22 protein-coding genes are annotated in these 21,391 nt (G+C 39.4%); 15 read left to right on the top strand and 7 right to left on the bottom strand.

Going from position 1 to position 21,391, the window contains the following annotated elements; genetic code table 11:
* The gene (locus QM454_RS05665; RefSeq protein WP_432362684.1) at positions 1 to 270 is read right to left on the bottom strand and encodes a hypothetical protein; all 270 of its coding nucleotides are present in this window, start codon (positions 268 to 270) and stop codon (positions 1 to 3) included.
* Positions 271 to 469: 199 nt separating this feature from the next.
* Positions 470 to 1,429 carry a mevalonate kinase gene (gene mvk / locus QM454_RS05660; protein WP_432362681.1) on the bottom strand — a complete coding sequence of 320 codons (960 nt, stop codon included), beginning with the start codon at positions 1,427 to 1,429 and terminating at the stop codon, positions 470 to 472.
* 460 nt (positions 1,430 to 1,889) lie between these two features.
* On the opposite strand from mvk, the gene QM454_RS05655 reads away from it, so the two are divergent.
* The 7 genes from QM454_RS05655 to QM454_RS05625 all read left to right on the top strand — a co-directional run bounded on the left by QM454_RS05655 (position 1,890) and on the right by QM454_RS05625 (position 10,337).
* Positions 1,890 to 2,729 (top strand): ABC transporter permease, encoded by an 840-nt coding sequence (locus QM454_RS05655; protein ID WP_432362678.1) that lies wholly within the window; start codon positions 1,890 to 1,892, stop codon positions 2,727 to 2,729.
* Entirely contained in the window at positions 2,722 to 3,501 is a 780-nt protein-coding gene (locus QM454_RS05650) for an ABC transporter permease (RefSeq protein WP_432362676.1), read from the top strand. The genes QM454_RS05655 and QM454_RS05650 overlap by 8 nt, the downstream gene beginning before the upstream one ends.
* A gap of 39 nt (positions 3,502 to 3,540) precedes the next feature.
* The gene (locus tag QM454_RS05645) at positions 3,541 to 4,581 is read left to right on the top strand and encodes an ABC transporter ATP-binding protein (protein WP_432362673.1); all 1,041 of its coding nucleotides are present in this window, start codon (positions 3,541 to 3,543) and stop codon (positions 4,579 to 4,581) included.
* A 24-nt stretch (positions 4,582 to 4,605) separates the two neighbouring features.
* Positions 4,606 to 5,661 carry an ABC transporter substrate-binding protein gene (locus tag QM454_RS05640; RefSeq protein ID WP_432362670.1) on the top strand — a complete coding sequence of 352 codons (1,056 nt, stop codon included), beginning with the start codon at positions 4,606 to 4,608 and terminating at the stop codon, positions 5,659 to 5,661.
* Between the two features lie 67 nt (positions 5,662 to 5,728).
* The gene (locus QM454_RS05635) at positions 5,729 to 7,441 is read left to right on the top strand and encodes an adenine deaminase C-terminal domain-containing protein (protein ID WP_432362667.1); all 1,713 of its coding nucleotides are present in this window, start codon (positions 5,729 to 5,731) and stop codon (positions 7,439 to 7,441) included.
* Positions 7,438 to 8,769 (top strand): amidohydrolase, encoded by a 1,332-nt coding sequence (locus QM454_RS05630; RefSeq protein ID WP_432362664.1) that lies wholly within the window; start codon positions 7,438 to 7,440, stop codon positions 8,767 to 8,769. The genes QM454_RS05635 and QM454_RS05630 overlap by 4 nt, the downstream gene beginning before the upstream one ends.
* Before the next feature lie 290 nt (positions 8,770 to 9,059).
* Positions 9,060 to 10,337 (top strand): OFA family MFS transporter, encoded by a 1,278-nt coding sequence (locus tag QM454_RS05625; RefSeq protein WP_432362661.1) that lies wholly within the window; start codon positions 9,060 to 9,062, stop codon positions 10,335 to 10,337.
* Positions 10,338 to 10,408: 71 nt separating this feature from the next.
* Here the strand turns inward: QM454_RS05625 and QM454_RS05620 are convergent, their stop codons facing one another.
* Positions 10,409 to 11,101, bottom strand: coding sequence for an LrgB family protein (locus QM454_RS05620; protein WP_432362659.1), 693 nt, complete (start codon positions 11,099 to 11,101; stop codon positions 10,409 to 10,411).
* Positions 11,071 to 11,490, bottom strand: a complete 420-nt coding sequence (locus QM454_RS05615) for a CidA/LrgA family protein (protein WP_432362657.1) — start codon at positions 11,488 to 11,490, stop codon at positions 11,071 to 11,073. The genes QM454_RS05620 and QM454_RS05615 overlap by 31 nt, the downstream gene beginning before the upstream one ends.
* 144 nt (positions 11,491 to 11,634) lie before the next feature.
* Between QM454_RS05615 and QM454_RS05610 the strand changes: the two genes are divergently transcribed.
* Complete coding sequence (locus QM454_RS05610) at positions 11,635 to 12,531, top strand: EamA family transporter (protein WP_432362654.1); 897 nt, start codon at positions 11,635 to 11,637, stop codon at positions 12,529 to 12,531.
* Between the two features lie 41 nt (positions 12,532 to 12,572).
* Here QM454_RS05610 and QM454_RS05605 read toward each other — a convergent pair whose 3' ends face one another.
* Entirely contained in the window at positions 12,573 to 12,695 is a 123-nt protein-coding gene (locus tag QM454_RS05605; protein ID WP_432362651.1) for a hypothetical protein, read from the bottom strand.
* 160 nt (positions 12,696 to 12,855) lie between these two features.
* On the opposite strand from QM454_RS05605, the gene QM454_RS05600 reads away from it, so the two are divergent.
* The 4 genes from QM454_RS05600 to QM454_RS05585 all read left to right on the top strand — a co-directional run bounded on the left by QM454_RS05600 (position 12,856) and on the right by QM454_RS05585 (position 18,134).
* A complete protein-coding gene (locus tag QM454_RS05600; protein WP_432362648.1) occupies positions 12,856 to 13,137 on the top strand; it encodes a hypothetical protein in 282 nt (93 codons plus the stop codon).
* A 150-nt stretch (positions 13,138 to 13,287) separates the two neighbouring features.
* A complete protein-coding gene (locus QM454_RS05595; protein WP_432362646.1) occupies positions 13,288 to 14,478 on the top strand; it encodes a DUF4317 domain-containing protein in 1,191 nt (396 codons plus the stop codon).
* Between the two features lie 109 nt (positions 14,479 to 14,587).
* Positions 14,588 to 15,616 (top strand): spore photoproduct lyase, encoded by a 1,029-nt coding sequence (splB, locus tag QM454_RS05590; protein ID WP_432363879.1) that lies wholly within the window; start codon positions 14,588 to 14,590, stop codon positions 15,614 to 15,616.
* A gap of 145 nt (positions 15,617 to 15,761) precedes the next feature.
* Complete coding sequence (locus QM454_RS05585; protein WP_432362643.1) at positions 15,762 to 18,134, top strand: polyprenyl synthetase family protein; 2,373 nt, start codon at positions 15,762 to 15,764, stop codon at positions 18,132 to 18,134.
* Between the two features lie 176 nt (positions 18,135 to 18,310).
* Here the strand turns inward: QM454_RS05585 and QM454_RS05580 are convergent, their stop codons facing one another.
* Positions 18,311 to 18,661 carry a VOC family protein gene (locus tag QM454_RS05580; protein ID WP_432362641.1) on the bottom strand — a complete coding sequence of 117 codons (351 nt, stop codon included), beginning with the start codon at positions 18,659 to 18,661 and terminating at the stop codon, positions 18,311 to 18,313.
* 243 nt (positions 18,662 to 18,904) lie between these two features.
* Between QM454_RS05580 and QM454_RS05575 the strand changes: the two genes are divergently transcribed.
* The 3 genes from QM454_RS05575 to QM454_RS05565 all read left to right on the top strand — a co-directional run bounded on the left by QM454_RS05575 (position 18,905) and on the right by QM454_RS05565 (position 20,893).
* Positions 18,905 to 19,420: a DUF1572 family protein gene (locus tag QM454_RS05575; RefSeq protein WP_432362638.1), complete on the top strand. Its 516-nt coding sequence runs from the start codon at positions 18,905 to 18,907 to the stop codon at positions 19,418 to 19,420.
* Positions 19,413 to 20,081 (top strand): HAD family hydrolase, encoded by a 669-nt coding sequence (locus QM454_RS05570; protein ID WP_432362635.1) that lies wholly within the window; start codon positions 19,413 to 19,415, stop codon positions 20,079 to 20,081. Before QM454_RS05575 ends, QM454_RS05570 begins: the two co-directional genes overlap by 8 nt.
* A gap of 83 nt (positions 20,082 to 20,164) precedes the next feature.
* Positions 20,165 to 20,893: a hypothetical protein gene (locus tag QM454_RS05565; protein ID WP_432362633.1), complete on the top strand. Its 729-nt coding sequence runs from the start codon at positions 20,165 to 20,167 to the stop codon at positions 20,891 to 20,893.
* A 16-nt stretch (positions 20,894 to 20,909) separates the two neighbouring features.
* Here QM454_RS05565 and QM454_RS05560 read toward each other — a convergent pair whose 3' ends face one another.
* Positions 20,910 to 21,236: a hypothetical protein gene (locus tag QM454_RS05560; RefSeq protein WP_432362630.1), complete on the bottom strand. Its 327-nt coding sequence runs from the start codon at positions 21,234 to 21,236 to the stop codon at positions 20,910 to 20,912.
* Positions 21,237 to 21,391: the final 155 nt, after the last annotated feature.

The raw sequence follows: 21,391 nt of genomic DNA, 5'->3' as shown, positions 1-21,391 counted from the left end.
TTATTCTCCCTCCTTTGCGTCATTTAAATTCCGTTTCGGCGGTATGATTATACTCGTAATTAAAAAGCCAAGAAATGCTCCAAATAAGCCGAAAAATAATGGTTTAGGGGCTTCGTTCGGAGCAATAAAATAACCGCTGAGTGTTGTAACGGAACAGATGAGTAATGATACGACCAAATGTTTTATATGAACGAGATCTTCCCATACTTCAATATTTTCCTTTGTACGATCTTGAATATCTTTGTGTCCTTTTTTATAGTGATTTCCCATAAAAGGCGCATCCTCTCTATGTTGTATTCGCTTATAGATGAAATTGATAATCATTCTCAAGTTGGTAGAATATGTGTAGTGTACAGGAAGGGCATAAAAAAACCTTGATGTACATCAAGATTGAAAAAAGAACCATTCATTTTTGAAAAATGAATGATTCACCATATATGTGTAAGTCATATTGTCTATTCTTTCCCATTTAAAACACTTCCTGAGGTTCAATCGTAAAGGACCACGTAGTTCGAGCCCCGGCAGAAGATAGTGCACTTGAAATCTCATCTCTTTTTTCCTTTGAGTCAGCCAAAGCAAGCATACAGCCACCATCACCACCGCCTGTTAATTTGGCACCAAGAGCCCCTGCTGTATTTGCAGTAGTTACGAGTTGGTTAATCCGATCATCACTTACACCAATCTGAATCAATTCAGAATGATTTTCATTAAGAAGTTTCCCTAATTCCTTTAGATCTCCATTCGCCATGGCATATTTAGCGGAAAACGTAATCTCTTTCATTCGTCTCAAAGATTCTTCCATCCGAAATTCATCTTTGCTATATAATTCCCTGACCCTGCTAACTGTTTTTTGTGTATCCCCAATTTTCCCTGAATCTGCAATAACAAAATGGAGGGGGCGGGCGACTTCAAGACGCACAATTTCTTCCCCTTTGTGAAACAAAATGGGTGTATTACTCATCGCGGTAGCCATATCAATTCCACTAGGATTCCCATGCGAATACACCTCAGCAGTATGAACAAAGGTAGACAATGTATCATCAGGTAACTTCGTTTCAAAATAGGAAAACAAGCCTCTTACAATTGCAACTGCAATAGCCGCACTAGATCCTAATCCTCTTCCAATTGGAATTTCGGAGTGAATCGTAATCTTTAGTCTTCCACAAGGACGTTTTAAGTATGTCAATACTTGATGGATACAGGCTTTGATGCCTTCTAATTTTGGAGGAATCTGTTCCAACGGTCCGCTATACACCGTGGATTCAACAACGATTCCGTTTGGTATCTCTTCGATTATAGCCTCCACTTTGAGTGGAAATGGCAGAGCAATGGCGGGGTTCCCATAAACAACTGCATGCTCTCCCGTCAAAATTAATTTGCTATGTGAGAAACCAGTTGCATTTCTTTTCGGTGTTGAAAAACCTTTCACCTACAATCACCTTCTCCTTAAAACCGTCAACCTATTTACTTCATCGATTTTATTTAAAGTAGTATATATCGATTACCAAAAATTAAACTTGATGTATATCAAGTTTGTCTAAATCCCCGAATTGTTCAAGGTATATAGGTAAATAATACGTTAAGAAGGAGAAGGTAAAGCAATGCGAATTGTGGGGGTTACAGAAGCAATTCGTTTTTCTTTTGTATTGATTATTTAATGTTTTCATTGTTTTGCCCTCTTTCCGATTTAAAGTGGCGTTTTAGTAAGGAATGCCTTAAGTATACGGATTCTAGCACTAATCACGAACATCAAAGTAAAAAACTTAAAAAATGTTCGCATTTTCTATTGTCAGCAAGGGGAGGTTTAACTATAATACTTTTATGTTTAAGTTAACAATTCATCTTTATGGAGTAAATTATACTTAATTAATGGAAAGTGAGGCTCGGAAATGACCCTTCGTAGAATTCCTTATATTCTCCTAGCCCCAGGAATGGTTCTTTTAATTTTATTCTTGGTGTTACCTTTAGTATCCATCATTTTTCCGACGTTCTTTGAAGGCGGAGGATTTACCTTTGCAAATTATGTCTCGTTCTTTATGGATGAGTATAATTTTAGTATTTTTTGGCGTACGCTTAAGATTTCCCTAATTGCCACTTTGTTTTGCGCATTGTTAGGCGTTCCGACAGCTTACTACATTGCACAAAGTCCAAAAAAATGGCGCGGTCTGTTAATGTCCATTACATTGTTTCCGCTGTTAACGAACTCGGTTGTCCGGAGTTTTGCATGGATTACTATTTTAGGGCAGAGCGGGATTATTAATACGACGTTAATAAAGCTTGGCCTAATTTCTAAACCACTTACGCTACTTTATACAGAGTTTTCCATAATAATTGGTTCCGTGTATCTGTTCTTACCTTTAATGGTCATTACGTTAGTAGGGATTTTTGAAAACATCGATACAGACATTATGGAAGCTGCAGAAACGTTAGGAGCGAATCGCCTCATTGCATTTATGAAGGTGATCTTACCGTTAAGTGTGCCAGGAATTATTGTAGGGAGTATTTTAGTCTTTACAGGAAGTATGACTGCATATACGACCCCACAATTGTTAGGTGGTAATCGAAACATTATGTTAGCTACTTTCTTATACCAAAATGCAACTGCATTAGGAAATTGGCAAGGTGCGAGCGTAATTGCGTTAATTATGATTGTTGCGACCATTGTCGTGATGAAATTCTTCGACTGGATTGCTAAACGCATGGATAAGAGAGGTGAAGCAAGTGCGTAAGGATGCTGGTTTAACGATCATAGCAGGTATTGTTTTTGCTTTTTTATTAATTCCTCTATTCATTATCGTCGTAACCTCTTTCGGGTCAGCTTCAACGATTCAATTCCCAATTAAAGGTTTCACATTCGAATGGTATAGCAAAGTGTTTTCAAATGCATCCTTTATGGATAGCTTCGTCTTAAGTTTGAAAGTCGCCTTTATTGGAACTTTGTTGGCGGTACTTGTTGGTGTTCCGGCTGCTTATTCGTTGGCACGCCACGGCGTTTTCGGGCGTAATTGGATTAAGAGCTTTTTCCTTTCGCCGACGATTGTACCGGGGTTAGTTGTCGGATACGCGTTGTATCAATTTATTGTCATCAAATTTCAATTTCCAATTATTCAAGGGTTGTTATTAGGTCATTTCTTAATTTGCTTGCCTTACGTCATTCGTGTCGTAGGTTCTACGATTGAGCAGTTAGATTTCTCGATTGAAGAAGTTTCGTGGACATTAGGCTGCACAAAGTTGCAAGCGTTTATCAAAATAGTGTTGCCTAACATTACATCTGGAATTTTTGCTTCCTTCATGCTGGCATTCATTAATTCCTTTAACAATATTCCTGTGTCTCAGTTCTTATCAGGTCCCGGTGTTACAATGCTACCTACAAATTTAATGAATTATATTGAATACAATTATGATCCATCTGTTTCTGCATTATCTGTTGTTTTAATGCTTGGTACGGTCGTTTTAATGTTTGTTATTGAAAAGACATTAGGGCTAGCAAGTATCTCATAAAAATATGGGGGATTTTACGCGAAGGGAATGAAGAACATAATGTCCTATGTTGAATTAAAAGATATTCGTGTGAGTTACGATAATACTACCGACATATTGAAGGACTTGAATTTATCGATTGAAAAAGGCGAATTAGTTTCTTTACTTGGGCCATCTGGCTGTGGGAAAACGACAACTTTACGGGTGATCGCAGGCCTAATTGAACCCAATGATGGTGAGTTCCATGTGGATCGTCAAAACTTAACAAAAGTACCGGTTCATAAACGTGATTTTGGAATGGTATTCCAAAGCTATGCCTTGTTTCCTCACCTCACGATTAAGGAAAATGTAGGGTTCGGCTTAAAATTGCGGAAAGAAAAAAAGTCCGTCATTGAAAAAAAGGTAAAAGATATATTAGCTATTACGGGCTTGGAGGCGCTCGCTGACCGTTATCCAAAGCAACTTTCAGGCGGGCAACGACAACGTGTGGCGCTAGCGAGAGCTTTAGTAATTGAGCCTAAATTATTATTATTGGATGAACCACTAAGTAACTTAGATGCTAAATTGCGTGTAGCAATGCGGATTGAAATTAAACGAATCCAAAGCCAATTAGGGATTACGTCTGTGTTTGTTACTCATGATCAGGAGGAATGTTTCTCCATTTCAGATAGAGTAGCTGTCATGAATAAAGGAGTAATCGAACAGTTCGACACACCCGAAGAGATTTACAAAAATCCAAAAACTGAATTTGTCGCTCGCTTTATTGGATTTGAAAATTTCTTTGAGTTAACACCGATAGGGTATGGGAAATATGAGACTGTTGATGGAACAGTTTTTCTATGCAATCGCATAAGAGAAGCAGGACAGCAAACAGGAACGATTCGTCCGGATGATATTGAATTTGTTGCAAACACTAAAGCAAATTCAACTAATACTGTATCCGGGGAGGTGAAAGTTCGTACATTTTTAGGTAAAGCCTATCAATACGAGGTGGAAACCTCTATCGGTTCATTGCTTGTGAATGAGGCGGCTCATGAGGTCTATCAAGTGGGAGACAACGTTACATTATCTATTCCAGCTGAAAAACTTATTATCGTTTAAACCAAATTTAAAGGAGAGAAAAAAATGAAAAAACGATTAGGATTAGCAAGTCTAACATTGGCAACTGCTGCTATTTTGGCTGCCTGTAACGGCAACGGTGGAACGACGAAGGAAAAGCAAGCAACATTAGTCATTTCTACATTTGGCTTGGAACAAGATAAAATGCAAGAAGACGTCTTCAAACCATTTGAGGAAAAACACAATGTGAAAATTGTATTAGAATCAGGAACAAGCTCTGAACGTTATACAAAACTGAAAAGTAATCCGAATTCTACGGTTGACGTAATCGAATTATCTCAATCGAATGCAGCTTCCGGAGTATCCGATGGACTGTTTGAGACAATTGACAGCTCAAAAGTTCCTAATATGGACAAGTTAATCGATAGCGCAAAAGATCTGTCTGCAGATGGGTCGGGACCAGCGTATACATTGAACAGTATTGGAATTGTTTACAATAAAGAGGCAGCTGGAATGGAAATAAAAGAGTGGGATGATCTTTGGGACCCTTCTCTAAAAGGAAAAATTTCTATTCCTGATATTACATCCACATTTGGTCCAGCAATGCTGTATGTAGCAAGCAAACACGAGAATACCGATATTACTCAAGATAATGGGAAAGCAGCTTTTAAAGCAATTACAGATCTATCTCCTAACGTAGTGAAAACATATAGCAAATCCTCAGATTTAGCGAACATGTTCCAATCAGGAGAAATTGTTGCTGCAGTAGTTGGTGATTTTGCTGTTCCGATGATTACGCAAGCTAATCCAGATGTAGTGTACCTTGTCCCTGAATCAGGAACATACGCGAACTTTAATACAATCAACATTAACAAAAACTCGAAAAATAAAGACTTAGCGTATAAATACATTGATTGGAGATTGAGCCAAGAAATCCAAGAAAAAACGGCCAAGTCTCTAAATGAAGCTCCGACAAATAAAGATGTTGTATTGGACGATGAAACGGCTAAGAATAAAACGTACGGTGCCATAGCCGAACGTACAAACAAAGTGGATTCACTATTCGTAAATAAAAACCTCGAAGACTGGATCAACCAATGGAATCGAATCTTAAATAGATAATAACGATGTAAGGAGAAGGGCTAAGTGTAAATCTTGGCCTTTTTCCTATTCAATGGGAGGGAAAAAGATGAAAGTGGATGTGGCAATACTGAATGGACAGGTGTTTAATTCGTTCACAAAAAGGTTTGAGAAAAAACACGTTTCGATTATCGGCGACAAGTTTTATTATATTTCACCTGATGAATTTGAGCGTTTAGAGGTACAGGAAGTTGTAGATGCGACGAATCAGTATATCGTTCCAGGACTTATCGATATCCATATGCATATTGAAAGCTCTATGACGTCCCCTGCGATTTTTTCCGGCGCCGCATTAGCACATGGCGTGACGACGGTCGTAGCAGATGCGCATGAGATTGCTAATGTGTGTGGAATGGAAGGGTTGGAGGCATTCTTTTCTCAACCTAGCGTCATGGATATATTTTATGCGATCCCTTCATCTGTCCCTTCAACGACACCCGAATTAGAAACGACAGGCGGCTATATAGGCGTAGAAGAAGTAAAACAGCTCTTACAGCACCCAAAAGTAATTGCTTTAGGTGAAGCGATGAACTTTAATGGGATCGTCAATGAACCGGATTCATTGATCCGGCAAATTATAAGAGCTGTTCAAAAAGAACGACCTTTTATGCCTTTAGAAGCCCATATTCCCCGCGTTTCAAGCTTGGACTTGGCAAAGTTTTTATATGCAGGATTGACGGCTGATCATACCCATCAGACACCTGAATCGATTTACGAGAAGATTACAAATGGGATGTTTTTGGAGCTTCAAAAGAAATCGATCACGCCGGAAAATATCCGTGTCATCGTTGAAAATAATTTTTATGAATATGTAGCATTTGTTACCGATGATGTGATGGCAGACGATTTGTTGGATGGCCATTTGAATGCGCTCGTTCAATTAGCAATATCGTGCGGTATGCCAGCAGAACAGGCACTTTACTGTACGACGTATACGCCTGCGAGACGAATGGGATTCCAGGATCGTGGGGCAATTGTCTCCGGCTTCAAAGCAGACTTTTTATTGCTTAACGACGTCGAAAGTGTAGAAATTGCAGCTGTGTACAAAGACGGAAAGTTGATCCACGAACGAGGAAATGAGATCCAGTATCCGGATGAGAAACCACATTTCCCACGACATTTTTATGAATCTGTCCAATGCCGCGCGTTAACAGCTAAGGATTTGCGGATACAGGTGAAGGCGTCCGAAAAGGCTATCGTTAACGTCATTCAAATTGCACAAGTTGGGACATTTACTGAGCATGTCCAGCGTGAAGTAGCTGTTGTAGATGGATATTTGGATTGGGAAAATAGCGGGTTAGCGTTAATTGTTGTTATGGAACGGTATGGAAAGACAGGTGATATCGCTTACGGATTTGTGGAGAATGCGCTCGTTGAAAAAGGAGCCGTTGCAACAACATGGGCACATGATCATCACAATGTAATGGTAATGGGAACGTGTGCGGAAGATATCCTTGTAGCGCAAAAGCAATTAGTCGACATGCAAGGCGGTTATGTAGTGACGCAAGATGGGAATGTAAGAGCTGTATGTCCATTGCCAGTTGGCGGTATTATTAGCGATGCACCAATCCAGGAACTAGGTGCACAGCTAAAAGAAGTTCGTCAGGCAATGGTTGCATTAGGCTATCGCAATAGCAATGAAATTATGTCTTTCTCAACATTATCGTTACCTGTTTCACCGGTCATTAAAATTACCGACAAAGGGATGATGAATGTTCGTTCTCAAATGATGATCCCGTTAGTTGAGGGTGAAAGAAATTGAAAATACTCATTAAAAACGCGTGGATATTAACGATGAATGAGCGAATGGAACAATTTCGCCATGGCTATGTAGTAGTAGCGGATGAGAACATTATTGAAGTAGGGTCAATGGATTCCTTATCGAAGGACCTTTTCTATGATCAATGCATCGATGCGAAAGATGCGATTTTAATGCCTGGCATGGTTAATACGCATACACATATTGGCATGATTCCATTTCGTTCATTAGGTGATGATTATCCGGACCGTTTACGTCGCTTCTTATTTCCGTTAGAAAATGAATGCATGAACGAACATCTTGCGTACACAAGCGGTAAATATGCCATTGCTGAAATGCAACTTGCCGGTGTAACAACTTTTTTTGATATGTATTATTTTGAACATCAATTGGCGATAGCGGCGGAGGAAATGCAAGCGAGAGCCCTATTAGCTGAAACTGTTATCGATTCAGTTACGGTTGATGTACCGGAGCCGATGGGCGGTATACAATACGCTGAACGTTTTATGCCGAAGTGGCAGGAAAATAAACAAATTCGAGCATCGGTAGCACCGCATGCCCCGTATTCAACTACTATTGAAGCGTTGCAACAGGCAGATCAGTTATCTAAAACATACGATGTGCCGTGGATGATGCATGTCAGTGAAATGGATTTTGAAATGGAGAAATACCGAAAAGAGCGCGATCAAACACCTATTGAATTTTTAGCGGATATTGGTGTATTAAGTTCAAGACTCGTGGCGGCACATTGTATTCATTTGTCTGATCATGATATTGAGCTATTGAAAATGTATGATGTAAAAGTGGCCCATTGCATTGGTGCCAATACGAAATCTGCTAAAGGTGTAGCTAGGGTGCGGGATCTACTATCTGCCGGTGTAACAGTCGGGTTAGGAACGGATGGACCAAGCAGCGGGAATACGCTAGATCTATTCAGCCAAATGCGGTTGTTTGCTAATTTCCACAAAACCCATTTGAAGGACCGTAGTGCATTTCCTGCGGAAGAGATTGTTAAGCTTTCAACGATTGAAGGGGCGAAAGTGTTAGGTTTGGAAGGGCAAATTGGTTCCATCGAAGTTGGGAAACAAGCTGATTTCATCCTCGTCGAAACCGATTCAGTTAATATGTTTCCTATTTTTGATCCATATTCGGCTTTAGTCTATTCTGCAAATGCGAGTAACGTTAGTGACGTATTCATCGCTGGAAAACAAGTTGTGGCAGAGAAGAAACTTGTAAATCATGATGTACAAACATTGCGGGCAGAACTGGCAAAAGCGATGGAGCAATGCGGATTTAAAAGAAAAGCATTGTTAGCAATGGAGGATAGATAATAAGAGGCAAGTGTTTGAGGGACCACTCGTTCATTCGAGTGGTTTTTTCTTTTTCTACTAACATCTGATTCGTATCCGGAATTCTGTTATAAAACAGTCACAATTTCTCTATTTCTTTTGCACAAAGATAATATATAATGATTCCATTGATTTTAGTAAATAGGACAATTTAATCGAGTGAACCCAGAAATAAACTATTATTTTTAGTTTAAACTCGGATGAATTTAGCCCTTGCGTTTTCAATGTTCGTTATTTTAGTGTGAATAAAATAGAGGGAAAGAGGTTTTGAAATGGGTAAATTAGATAATAAATGGCTTCGCGCCGTTATTCCTGCATTATTAATTCACTGTAGTATTGGTACAGTTTACTGCTGGTCATTGTTTAAGAACGACATTGCTTCTTATATTGGAAAGCCGATCGGTGAAGTGGAATGGGCATTTAGTTTGGCGATTTTCGTCCTTGGTATGTCCGCTGCTTTCGGTGGAAGATTTGTTGAGAAAGATATACATAAGTCATCTCTACTTGCGGCTATATTTTTTGTCGTTGGGATGGTAGGAACAGGTTTCTTTATTTATCAAAAATCATTAGTCGGTATATATATTTCATACGGTATTGTGATGGGAATTGGGCTAGGCATCGGTTATTTAACACCGGTAAAAACATTAATGCTTTGGTTTTGGAAGCAGAAAGGGTTGGCAACGGGCTTTGCTGTAGCAGGTTTTGGCTTAGCGAAAGTAATTGCGAGTCCATTAATGGAATATCTACTCGGGAAAAGAAATAGCGAAGGATTGTTAGTAAACGCATCAACTATCTATACAATGTTTTATATTTTAGCAGCTATCTATTTAGTGATGATGGTTATTGGTCACGTACTTCTAAAGAAACCGGCTGGGTTCGAAGAAGAAAGTGTACAAAGCAAAAGCTTCAGTTATAAAAAGGTGTTAACAAATAAAACGTTTATCGGTATTTGGCTAATGTTCTACATTAATATTACATGTGGATTAGCATTAATTTCACAAGAGAAAGGCATTTTAGCATTTATTGGATTTGGCGCAATTGGTTTAGTTAGTTCGTTAACAGCTGTTTTTAATGCAGGCGGACGGTTAGTTTTCTCTTCGTTAGGTGACCGATTACAAGATCGCAACTCCGTTTATAAGATTATCTTCATTTCATCTATTACAGCGTTGTTAGTAACTGTTCTATTTGATGGAATTAATAATTCTAGCGCAATCCTCATTATCATCTTGCTTTGTGTCGTCAATGCAGGTTACGGCGGAGGGTTTTCATCATTGCCACCACTATTATCCGACCGTTTCAGTTTAAATAGTATTTCGACTGTACATGGATTAGCATTATCTGCTTGGGCGGTAGCTGGACTGTCAGGCAATCAGTTAAGTGCCTTTATTCTCGAAAAAACACACTCGTATGACATCGTGTTATATGTCATTATGGGACTCTTCACGGTTGCGACTTTCATTAGTATGTACGTTGTGAAGCCTGATAAAGTATTTTTAGAAAGCGGAGAGTTAAATAGGAAAGAAGAAGTAGTAGCGATTAAACAAACGTAAATTGTAAACATATTTATGCCACAGAAAAGTCCAATTTCCAATGAGGAGATTGGACTTTTCTTATGTGCTTTTTAAATATGAAACATCCATACAACAATCGGCCCGAGAATAGAGCCGATAATTGCACTTAATGCCATTGTGACAGAGCTCATTGAAAAGGTGAGTTCACCGTATTCAGCTGCTTTGGCAGTCCCTACCGCATGCGACGCACTGCCAAGAGCAATGCCTCTGCCGAGGGGGCTATGCACTCTCAGTAACTTAAAAATAGTAGGGGCAGCTATTGCACCAAAGATACCGGCAATCATTACACCGACAACTGCGAGTGATGCATTTCCACCCAATTCATTTGCTACATCAATTGCGACTGGAGTCGTAAGGGATTTGGGAATAAGGGAAAGGGCTAGTGAATGCTTGACCCCGAAGAGTTTTGCTAAAAGAGCAACACTAACCATTCCGGAAACGGCGCCAACTAAAACCCCTCCCGCTATCGGAAGTAAGTGGTCAAGCAAAAAGCGACGTTGTCTATACAAAGGGTAAGCAAGCGCGACGACAGATGGACCTAAAAAGGAACTGATCCATTGCCCGCCAACCATGTAGCTTTCGTATGGAATCTGAAGCAATGACAAGATAATGATAATAATAGTAGTCGCAGTTAAAACAGGTATAAAAAATGAGTAAGAATACCTTTTATAAAGTTTAGACATTGCAAGATAAGCAATGAATGTTAATAAAATCATGAAGAATGCGAGTGAAACTTGCTGCATTCATTATCATCCTTTCTTTTTTGTGCCTTCTTCTCAAAAAATTGTCCTGCCGTTCCCGTAATTGCAATGGCAATAAAAGTACTTAATAGAACAGCGAGGATGAACAATGCACCGTGAAAGGAAAGTAACGAAGAATAGTTCATGACACCTACTGTCGTTGGAATGAAAAACAGCATTAATAAACTGAGTAGAAACCCTGCTCCATTTTCAATCCACTTCACAGGGACGATGTTGAAACATAAACAAATAAAAAGTAATACGAGTCCAATAATACTACCGGGAATAACTAATTGAAAAAAGTTTTGAATAACGTTTCCAATGAAGAAAAAAATATATAAAATACAAATTTGTAAAATGATGACGAGAGTTTTCGTGGCGCGTTGCCCCATTTAACAACAACTTCCTTTCGTTATAATAAAAATATAGCATTGTTTTTATAGTTTACAACGTGAATGCTATAATCTGTCTTCAGGCTATTTTTTTGTTCATGATATACTAGTATAGTTAATTGCAAGCGTCAAGGAGGTACCATCATGAAATTGAATAAAGGGATTCTATTTGTATTATTAGGTGCTGCTTGTTTCGGCTTCACGCCGATATTTGCAAAATTAGGGTTCAGCTTTGGCTACACACTTGGACAAATTACGATCGTTCAAATGAGTATTTCTTTTATTTTAGTATGGTCTATTACGTTATTTAAACGGTCCAGCTTCAAAGGTCTCACGAAGAAGAATGTTATGCAAATTATGATGACCGGTTGTTTCATCGGTTTAACAACTATATTTTATTACGCTTCAATGCAATATTTACCAGCCTCATTGGCGATCATTTTAATGTTCCAATTCATTTGGATAGGCATCCTTTTAGAATGGATTTTCAGCAAAGCAACACCAGCGCCTATCACGGTCTTATCTATTATTTTAATTTTAGTAGGGGTCTTTTTCGCTTCGAATATACTTAACGGAGATATACAAGGACTTCCTGTAAAAGGATTTGTATTCGGTATTCTCTCGGCATTTACGTATGCAGGATTTATTTTTTTCAGTGGTAAGGTAGCAGTTAATGTAGATGCATTGACGCGGAGTTCATTAATGGTAACAGGGTCTACCGTTCTAGTAGTTGTCCTGTTTATGCGTGATATTACGACTGTAGTTCCATTGGAAGGAAACTTAATAATAATTGCCATTGGCGTTTCATTATTTGGGGCTGTTCTTCCACCGCTGTTTTACGCAGTAGGCGCGCCATTGGTTTCCGGAGGAATTGCCAATATATTAACGTCGATTGAATTGCCGATTACGATTCTGTTGGCAAGCGTTGTTTTGTCGGAACTAGTAACGCCACTTCAATGGGTAGGGACAGTAATTATAGTAGCAGCTATTGCTCTAAATGAACTTGGGGCGAATCTTTTTCGAATCAGAAGGCAATCGTAAACGATAAAACAAAAAACCAGCCATTCACGTGGCTGGTTTTTTTAGCTTTCAGTATTCTGAAGTTCTTCGTATAGAGCATGAGCCTGTTGCTCGGCCATATTCTGATCCGTATCATAAATCGTAATTAATTTATTTCCGATAATAAAATCCCATTGTTTTGTCATATGTATTCACCAACCTTTACTCTTATCTTCCCATGTATACCCGAATAAGACAAATGTAAACATCGGACGGAAAAAGTTAGTATTCTGCGCATATTTACAATGAATTTTGCAATACTAAGCTCGCCATCACTTATTTTATTTGCAGGAGGCGAAAACCTAAATGGCGAAAGAATCAAAACCGAGTTGGAAAAATGGTCATCCAAGCACTTTTTTCAGTAACTCCGTTCTCAAGGTAAATCATTCGGTGAAGCAAGCGCAATCGCATCCGGAAGAAATGGCTGTCGAGCATGCATTCAATTCAATTGAACGTGCTGAAAAGGCACTGGAGAATGCTGAGCAACTCAATGAGCATATGGATACAGTCGAGCAAAATAAGGCGACGTTGGATTCGTTGAAGCAGCAATTGGAGGAAGTACAAGAGATTGTCGAGGATCAAAAATAAGGAACGATGCCTCTGTTGTATACGTAAGTTATTTGTAAAATCCAATGGGTTCCTGCTATCTCATAAACATTGCTATAATAAAGGAGTGTCAAAAGCTGAACAATCGCTTTCGGCACTCTTTTTACGTTTAACGAGAGGGTTGAAATATAAATGAACAAAAAGACCATTGCGGACATTCGCAAGCACTTTAAGTTAGATACGGATTTATTGAAAATCATTGACATTTATAATATTTATATTCGGCAGGAAAGCAATGAAATTTATCATGAGGTGAGCCAGCCGTTTGCTCTGTTGGATCGAGAGCAACAGGAACTGTTCCTTACTAATTTCAAAAAAGTATTGGGCGGCAAACTGGACGTGAAGCTGTTCGAAGTGAAGTTTCGGCGTCAAGCTGAGGAAGAAACGGACCATACACAGCGACTTCTATATGAAGGCCTCCATTCGGACGACGTAGAGGAATGGAAGACGGATATGCAAAAAATCGCCCAAAAGATGGTGCAAGACGTTCAATATGACAAAGATATCGTCGTAACGTTCATTCGCGGGAACTATTACAAACCGACGAAACGGCATAGCGAGGAAGCGGAAGTGGCGGACCGGGATGAAGTGTACAAAAATCCATTTATTCTTTGCAGCATGAACCAGACGGAACTACCGAAACAAACTCTTGTATTTGATTTCAATGAGAAAAAATATAAATCCAGCTTTATGACGGACCCGATTATTAACCTAACTTCCCCGATAGGCGGCTTTTTATTCCCGTGCTTTAAAGACAATGCAGCAGATGTCAATCACGTCCTCTATGCTGCAGGGAAGGCGAATAAGCCTAACTTCCATTTCATCGAGAATGTGTTAGATGGCGAGGAAATTATGACGGCCGAGGAGGACAAAGTCGTTTTCGAAGAAATTGTAAAGTCGGTTGTCGGTGATGAAATGAATACACGTACTATTGCAAACGTGTATGACGAAATCCAACGTATGATGGAAGTGGACGATGAGGAAGAGAAGGATGAGAGTATTCCTACCTTGGACACAAAAGAGGTAACTCGCGTCCTGAAGGCGAGCGGCTTGGAAGAGGTCGATACAGAAAAGGTGGAAATGGCATTTCGAAAAGTAATCGATGATGATACGTATGAAATGAAAGCAAGCCATATCGTCCCAAGCTATACATCGAAATCGATTAAAATTCAAACGAAAGTGGCGAATATCGCCATCAGCCCGCAAGACTTGCGATTTGTAAGGCAAGTTGAGGTGAACGGAAAAACGTGCATTTTGATTGAGGTGGAAGAGGACACGATGATTGAAGGATTTACACTTCTTTCGGAAGAGTTGTTGGATTAAGAGGGAAGAGGGAAACCTTCTTTAAATAATTTCTCATTTTAATGACAAGCTAAGGAAAAAGAGAAAGGTGATCACATGGACAACCAACATGGATCAAGTCGTGCACAGCATGAATAAACCGTTCACACCACAGCTTGTCTATTTTGAACCGAAAGCATTGGATTATCCGCTTGGAAAACAATTGAAAGAGAAGTTCGAGAAGATGGGAATTGAAATCCGCTTCACGACATCGCATAACCAAATCCGGGATTTGCCAGGTGAGACGGATGCCCAAAAGTATCGAATCGCAAAATCAACGTTAGTCGTCGGGATACGAAAAACGTTGAAATTCGATACATCAAAGCCGTCAGCAGAGTATGCGATTCCATTAGCGACAGGATGCATGGGGCATTGTCATTACTGTTATTTGCAGACGACGATGGGGACCAAACCGTATATTCGCACGTATGTGAACGTCGATGAGATTTTTGAAGCCGCAGACAACTATATTGCAGAACGGGCGCCTGAAATTACGAGGTTTGAAGCGGCTTGTACATCTGATATTGTCGGCATTGATCATTTAACTCATTCGTTGAAAAGGGCGATTGAACATTTTGGTCAAACTGAACTAGGTCGACTTCGGTTCGTGACTAAATTCCATTATGTGGACCATTTGCTCGATGCGAAGCATAACGGTCATACGCGATTCCGATTCAGTGTCAATGCCGATTTTGTCATTAAAAACTTCGAGCCGGGTACCTCTCCTTTGGCGAAGCGCATCGAGGCGGCAGGGAGGGTGGCAAGAGCAGGCTACCCACTTGGCTTTATCGTCGCGCCGATTTACATCCATGACGGCTGGGAGGAAGGGTATCGGCATTTGTTCGAGCGTCTCGATGAGGAATTGCCACAAGATGCTCGAGACGATATCACCTTTGAATTCATTCAGCACCGATTCACGAAGCCAGCGAAAAGGGTTATCGAGAAGAACTATCCGAAGACAAAACTTGAGTTGGATGAGGAGAAGCGGCGCTATAAATGGGGAAAATACGGCATTGGCAAATATATTTATCCAAAAAACGAAGAGGATGAATTAAAGGATCATTTATATAGCTATATGGAAAAGTACTTTCCGAAGGCGAAAATTGAGTATTTCACGTGATATTCCTGTCTGTATCCAAAGCTAAGCTGAGCTTTGGATACTTCTTTTTATCGATCACGCGATTCAGACAATGCTATCCCGTTGCATATAGTAAAATGACTCATTTCACATGTACTAATAAAACACGAAGTAGAGGTAATGTAGTATGAATGACAAGTTACAAAAAAATACCGATGCCACTTATCGGCTTGCTGAGAAGAAAGCTGCCGATTATTTCACATCGCTTTATGAACAGCTCGCAAACAAGATGTATGCTACTACCTTAACGAAAGATATTCAAACTTGGAAACGGAATCATATTCAACATTTTTCTTTGCTTTCGCGTCGAAAGGGGAAATCCAATTCGAACGGATTCAATTATATTCAATCGCTTAATTACACCGGAAAACTGGATAATTACTTGGAGCGGAGTATCTCTTATATTTTCTTGCGGGATCTTGGGAAATCTTTGGATAACCCTCATACGCAGAACAGAATTCAGCTTGTCGTTGACGATATAAAAAAACAACTTCCACTCCCCGCGGAGACTAGTAACGACAGAGAACCTGAGATGTTTAGCATGGCTGGCTTGTATCGTTGGGCTCAAAAAGAAGGCGTTGAGTCGACGATGATCTGGTTGATGAACAAACTGAAGGCTGTTTCTTCCAATATTCCAGAGGGGATGAATGCTGACGAGGCAAAGCGGAAGTTGATAAAATTAATTGCTGGCGTCATCTTGCATCAAATTGAAGAGCTGGGCGATGACAAAACGTCCGCAGAGCGTACCCGGAAGTTGGAGGAAGCAATTAGACTCGGCTACTCGTATGGTCTGACGTATCCTTTTATTGATGATTTATTGGATTCGAATGTTTTATCCGGTGAAGAGAAAAAGCAATATTCCAGTTTAATACGAACGACTCTTGTTACAGGATCTGTACCCGAATTAGAAACATGGAACGGTACGAATAAAGAGCTAATTCAATATATCCATGCAGAGCTAAGTGAAGCTTTTTCGTATATTCAGGCGTGTTTGCGGCGGGAGACAAAAGATCATTTCTTCGAGCAATCATATGTGTTTTTTCATTCCCAAGAAGTAGACCGTGAAAAGGATTTAGTAAACTGCAATTATACGAATGAAGAGCTTTACATCCCAATCATTTTAAAATCCGCTTCCTCCCGTCTAATTGTCCGTTCGGTCCTCAGTGCCAATGAGGATGATGGGTTTGACAACCGAACTTTCTTTTACGGCATTTACAACCAGCTAGCCGATGATTTCGCCGATATGTTTGATGATTTGGAGGCTGGCGCAGTTACTCCGTACACCTACTACATGAACTATCACCATATTCGTCCGGACCTCATTAATCCTTTTGAATTGTACTGGACGGTCATCTCCAATTTGATTCATAACGTGTATCACTCGGATGCGCAGACGAGGGACGTAATTTTGAACCGTGCAATCAATGGGTTGAAACGATGTAAAGAGCGCTTAGGAGACAAAAAATACAACGAAGTGATAGACCTGTTCGCAACCGGAAACCCAAAATTCGATAGCCTCATACAAAAGATGGTCCGAAAAGCGAATGATGTAGATTTCTTCGATAAACTGTTGCGCGATCATATTATTGCCCATTTTAAAGATGAACGGATTGAGCGGGAAGCCTTTAAAGACATCGTTGAAACGATGCGAAATGACATAAATGATTTCTTACATATCCGTGAGAATGATGATGTTTCTTTACTGGAAGATCCAATTATCGATGCAGCAAATTACAGTCTACAAGGGGATGGAAAACGACTGAGACCTATTATGACGTGGGTGATGGGCGTTCACGAATACGGATTGGATCCGTCCGCAATCGTACCCTTACTGAAGTCATTAGAATATATGCATACGGCTTCTCTAATCTTCGATGATTTGCCATCCCAAGATAATTCGTCTTTCCGTAGGGGGCGTCCAACATTGCATCATATGTATACTACGGCTACGGCAGAGTTAACGGGTTTATATCTAACCCAAAAGGCGGTTGAGGAACAAGCGTCACTCGGGCAATTTGACCCGGAAGCGGTGCTTCGCCTAATCCACTATTCGGCTGGAAAGGCAACGGATATGTGTAAAGGCCAGTTAATGGATTTGAATTCTAAAGGCAAACAATTGACGTTAGAACAGTTAAATACGATGTGCTTTTACAAAACAGGTATCGCATTCGAGGCATCCCTCATCATGCCTGCCATTTTAGCGGGAAAACAAGAATCCGAACTTGAAGCATTGAAGCAATTTGCCTATCATGCAGGCATCGCTTTTCAAATTAAAGATGACTTGCTCGACGTCGAAGCGGATGTGGAGTCTCTCGGAAAGCCCGCCGGAAAAGACGCCGAAAACAACAGTTCAACATTCGTCTCCATCCTCGGTACTGAAGGCGCCCGAAAAGCAATGTGGGACCACTACTGCACCGCAATGGAAACATTACAACAAATGCAACACAAAACAACCTACCTAAAACACCTACTAAATTACATCGTCAACCGGGAGAGTTGAAAAGTTTTCAGAATCTTTTTCGCGCCTGTGCAGCAAACAATTCAGATTATGCACTACAATTGTATAAATAAAAAACAAAACCCACTCACGTATGAGTTGGGTTTTGTTTTGTGTGTATTTTTATTCAACAAGTTAAATAGTCATAAATGTGTCTTGCACAGGCACCTAAATAATATTTAAAGTTGAATGACGCTGATTAGATTATTGTTAATGTCTGTTACATCGAAACGTTTTGGTTCACCATTCCTCCAGTTAGATACGGTTACATTTTTTCTTATTAACATTTCACGTACCTTCTTTACATCTTCAACTACAAAATTAAGCGGTGTGTATTGATCGCTTGGCTCATAATCAGGAACTTCAACGAGGTGGAAGCCACAGTTGTTGGCTATCTCCAATCCTGCCATCCGCTTGTTTTTCCAACGTAGTGGAAAGTGAAAAACACTTTGGTACCAAGCTAATGATTCTTCTAGATTTTTCACAGGCAAAAATACAGCATCGATTCGCTCAACAAATTTTTCCGTCATCGTATTATCATTCCTTTTCAGTTTGATAAGTTGGTTCCGTCAGCTATATTCCAGCCACTATTCTAGATGTTTTAATATTTTGAGTGATTGGTATAGTTCGAAGTTAGCATAGTTGGAATTGGCTTACAAGATGGAAAGTGAACGAAACGGTCTATAGTAATTTTAAATTTCAATTTTATGATAAAATTTTATTACATGGAATTTTTTTATTGGAAAAATACGGGATCACTTAAGGGGGATATTATGAGCAACTTTGAAGAGGAATATCTCAGAATTACAATAGAGCAGTTTAGACATTTTAAAAAACGAGCTGAAGATGGAATTCAACAATTGTCTGAAGACGAATTACACTGGAAGCCTAGTGGCGAGTCTAACAATATTGCAATCATCATAAAACATCTAAGCGGAAATATGCACTCCCGATGGGTCGATTTTTTGACTACAGACGGAGAAAAGCCTTATCGGGAAAGAGATATGGAATTTATTGATGGAAATGAATCCAAGGAATATTTAATGCAGATTTGGAATGATGGCTGGAAGTTACTATTTAATACAATTGAAAGTCTTAAAGCAGAAGATCTATTAAAAACAGTGACCTTGAGACATCAACCTCTTAGTGCTTTTCAAGCAATTCAAACGGAAATAGCTCATATTAGTTATCACTTAGGGCAGATTCTTTATATTGGAAAACAAATAAGGGACAAAGATTGGATTATCTTGAGTATTCCTAAGAAAAGTCCGGAGGAAAGCAATGATTAAAGCAGCGATCTTTGACTTAGACGGGACATTGTTGAATCGAGATGAATCAGTCAAAATGTTCATTAACAATCAATATGACAGGTTGCACAAATTCGTAGGCCATATTCCTAAGGAGACGTTTACAACAAGGTTTATCGAATTAGATAACCGTGGGTATGTATGGAAAGATAAGGTGTATCAACAGCTGGTCGATGAATTTGTGATTTCCGGTATAACGCGGGAAGAGTTGCTTCAGGATTATATTCATGAATTCCAGAATAACTGTGTGCCTTTCGCTAATCTCATAGAAATGTTAGAGGAGTTAAAGAGAAGGAACTTGAAATTAGGAATCATTACGAATGGTAAAGGGCAATTTCAAATGGACAATATAAAAGCGCTTGGCGTTGAAACGTATTTTGAAGCCATTTTAGTATCCGAATGGGAAGGCATAAAAAAACCTGATTCACAAATATTCATCAGAGCACTGAACCAGCTAAGTGTTTCAGCTAATGAAAGCATATTTGTAGGGGATCATCCTGTTAATGACGTGCAAGCTGCTAAAATCGCCGGAATGATTGGGATATGGAAAAAGGATGTTCACTGGAGTGCGGTGGAAGCAGACTTTATCATAGATGATTTGGCGGAAGTGCCTTTGATTATAGATAAGGTAAGCGTTGAGTAAGAGATTTATTAGGAGGACGATGATCTATAAGTCGTCGTTTAGAATAAATAACTGAGGAAACACTACTTACCGAGGTGTTTTCAATGAACAAATACATTATCATCGTCGCAGCTATTCTATTCTTCGTTTCTCTCACGAAAGCAGATGCAATCGAAGGATACGAAATTGTTGCCAAGTCAAATGATGAACGTATTGTCGTATATGCTAGGAAAATAAATGATGTATACCAAGACTTCAAAATAGATTACAAAGGAGCCGTCCTTTCAAGACCATTTTGGATAAACGATACGAATCCTGCATATTCACCGAGAATAATATATGAGGATATTAATAAAGACGACAAGAAAGAGCTAATAATCATTTTGACCAAAGGCCACGGAACCGGTGTTTTAGAACAAGAAGCTCATATTTTTCATATTGATAGGAAAGCAATAGGTAAGGGAACTGCGGACGTTCCCACTGAGGTTCTTGTTGACAATCCATTGGCAATCATTAAGAAAAACGTCAAGACGAAGTTAACACGGGATAACGTGCAGATAAGTATTGGCGATCAGCATTATACAATGGATTTAAAGCCGCTTGGGATTAACCCTAAAAATTTATTTGACGACGTTTCCTTTGGGAATATCATTACGTTTGATGTGATTGACAATCAGTTTATTGCTAAAATCGGGGGGCAAATCTCTCCGGTGGGTGGCTATATCGGTGAAGTTGTAATTGTGTATGAATATCGTGATGAAATGTATCAAGCAAGTCACTTGTACTTTGAAGAAGTGTTTGGCGTGGGAAATGAAAAACAAGACCTCCGGTAGCGGTGGTCTTGTGGTATTAGTCTATTGGTTTGGTGGATAGCCTATTAAGTCGTAATTCGAGAAGGGCAATTTTTTGATAAATAAGCTCTCCGTCTTTTTGGAGATTTAGTAAACAGTTTTTAACCTCTTTGAAGCTTTGCGTCATCTCTTCATGTAAATTAGTTTGTCCTTCTTCAAACTTCCCCATCTTGTTGTTCATATGCTGAAGCTCCTGAAGAATCAAATTCAATTTTTCCTCCAAAACAACTTCACCCTTTCCAACAAACATTCTTACACCAATTATACTACATTTTTTTACAGGAGAACATTTATGATTATAAATAATTGAGAGAACTTTTTTCAAAAACGGCGCCTGTGTAGCAAACAATTCAGACTATGCACTACAATTGAATAAAGAAAAGACAAAACCCATTGATACAGACGTTGGATTTTATTTTTTGTGTATTAATATTCATCAAGTTAAATAGTCATAAATGTACCTTGCACAGGCGGCGACAC

The sequence above is a fragment of the Sporosarcina sp. UB5 genome (genome assembly GCF_050859005.1).
Lineage (GTDB): Bacteria > Bacillota > Bacilli > Bacillales_A > Planococcaceae > Sporosarcina.
This window is presented reverse-complemented; position numbering and strand designations above follow the sequence as displayed.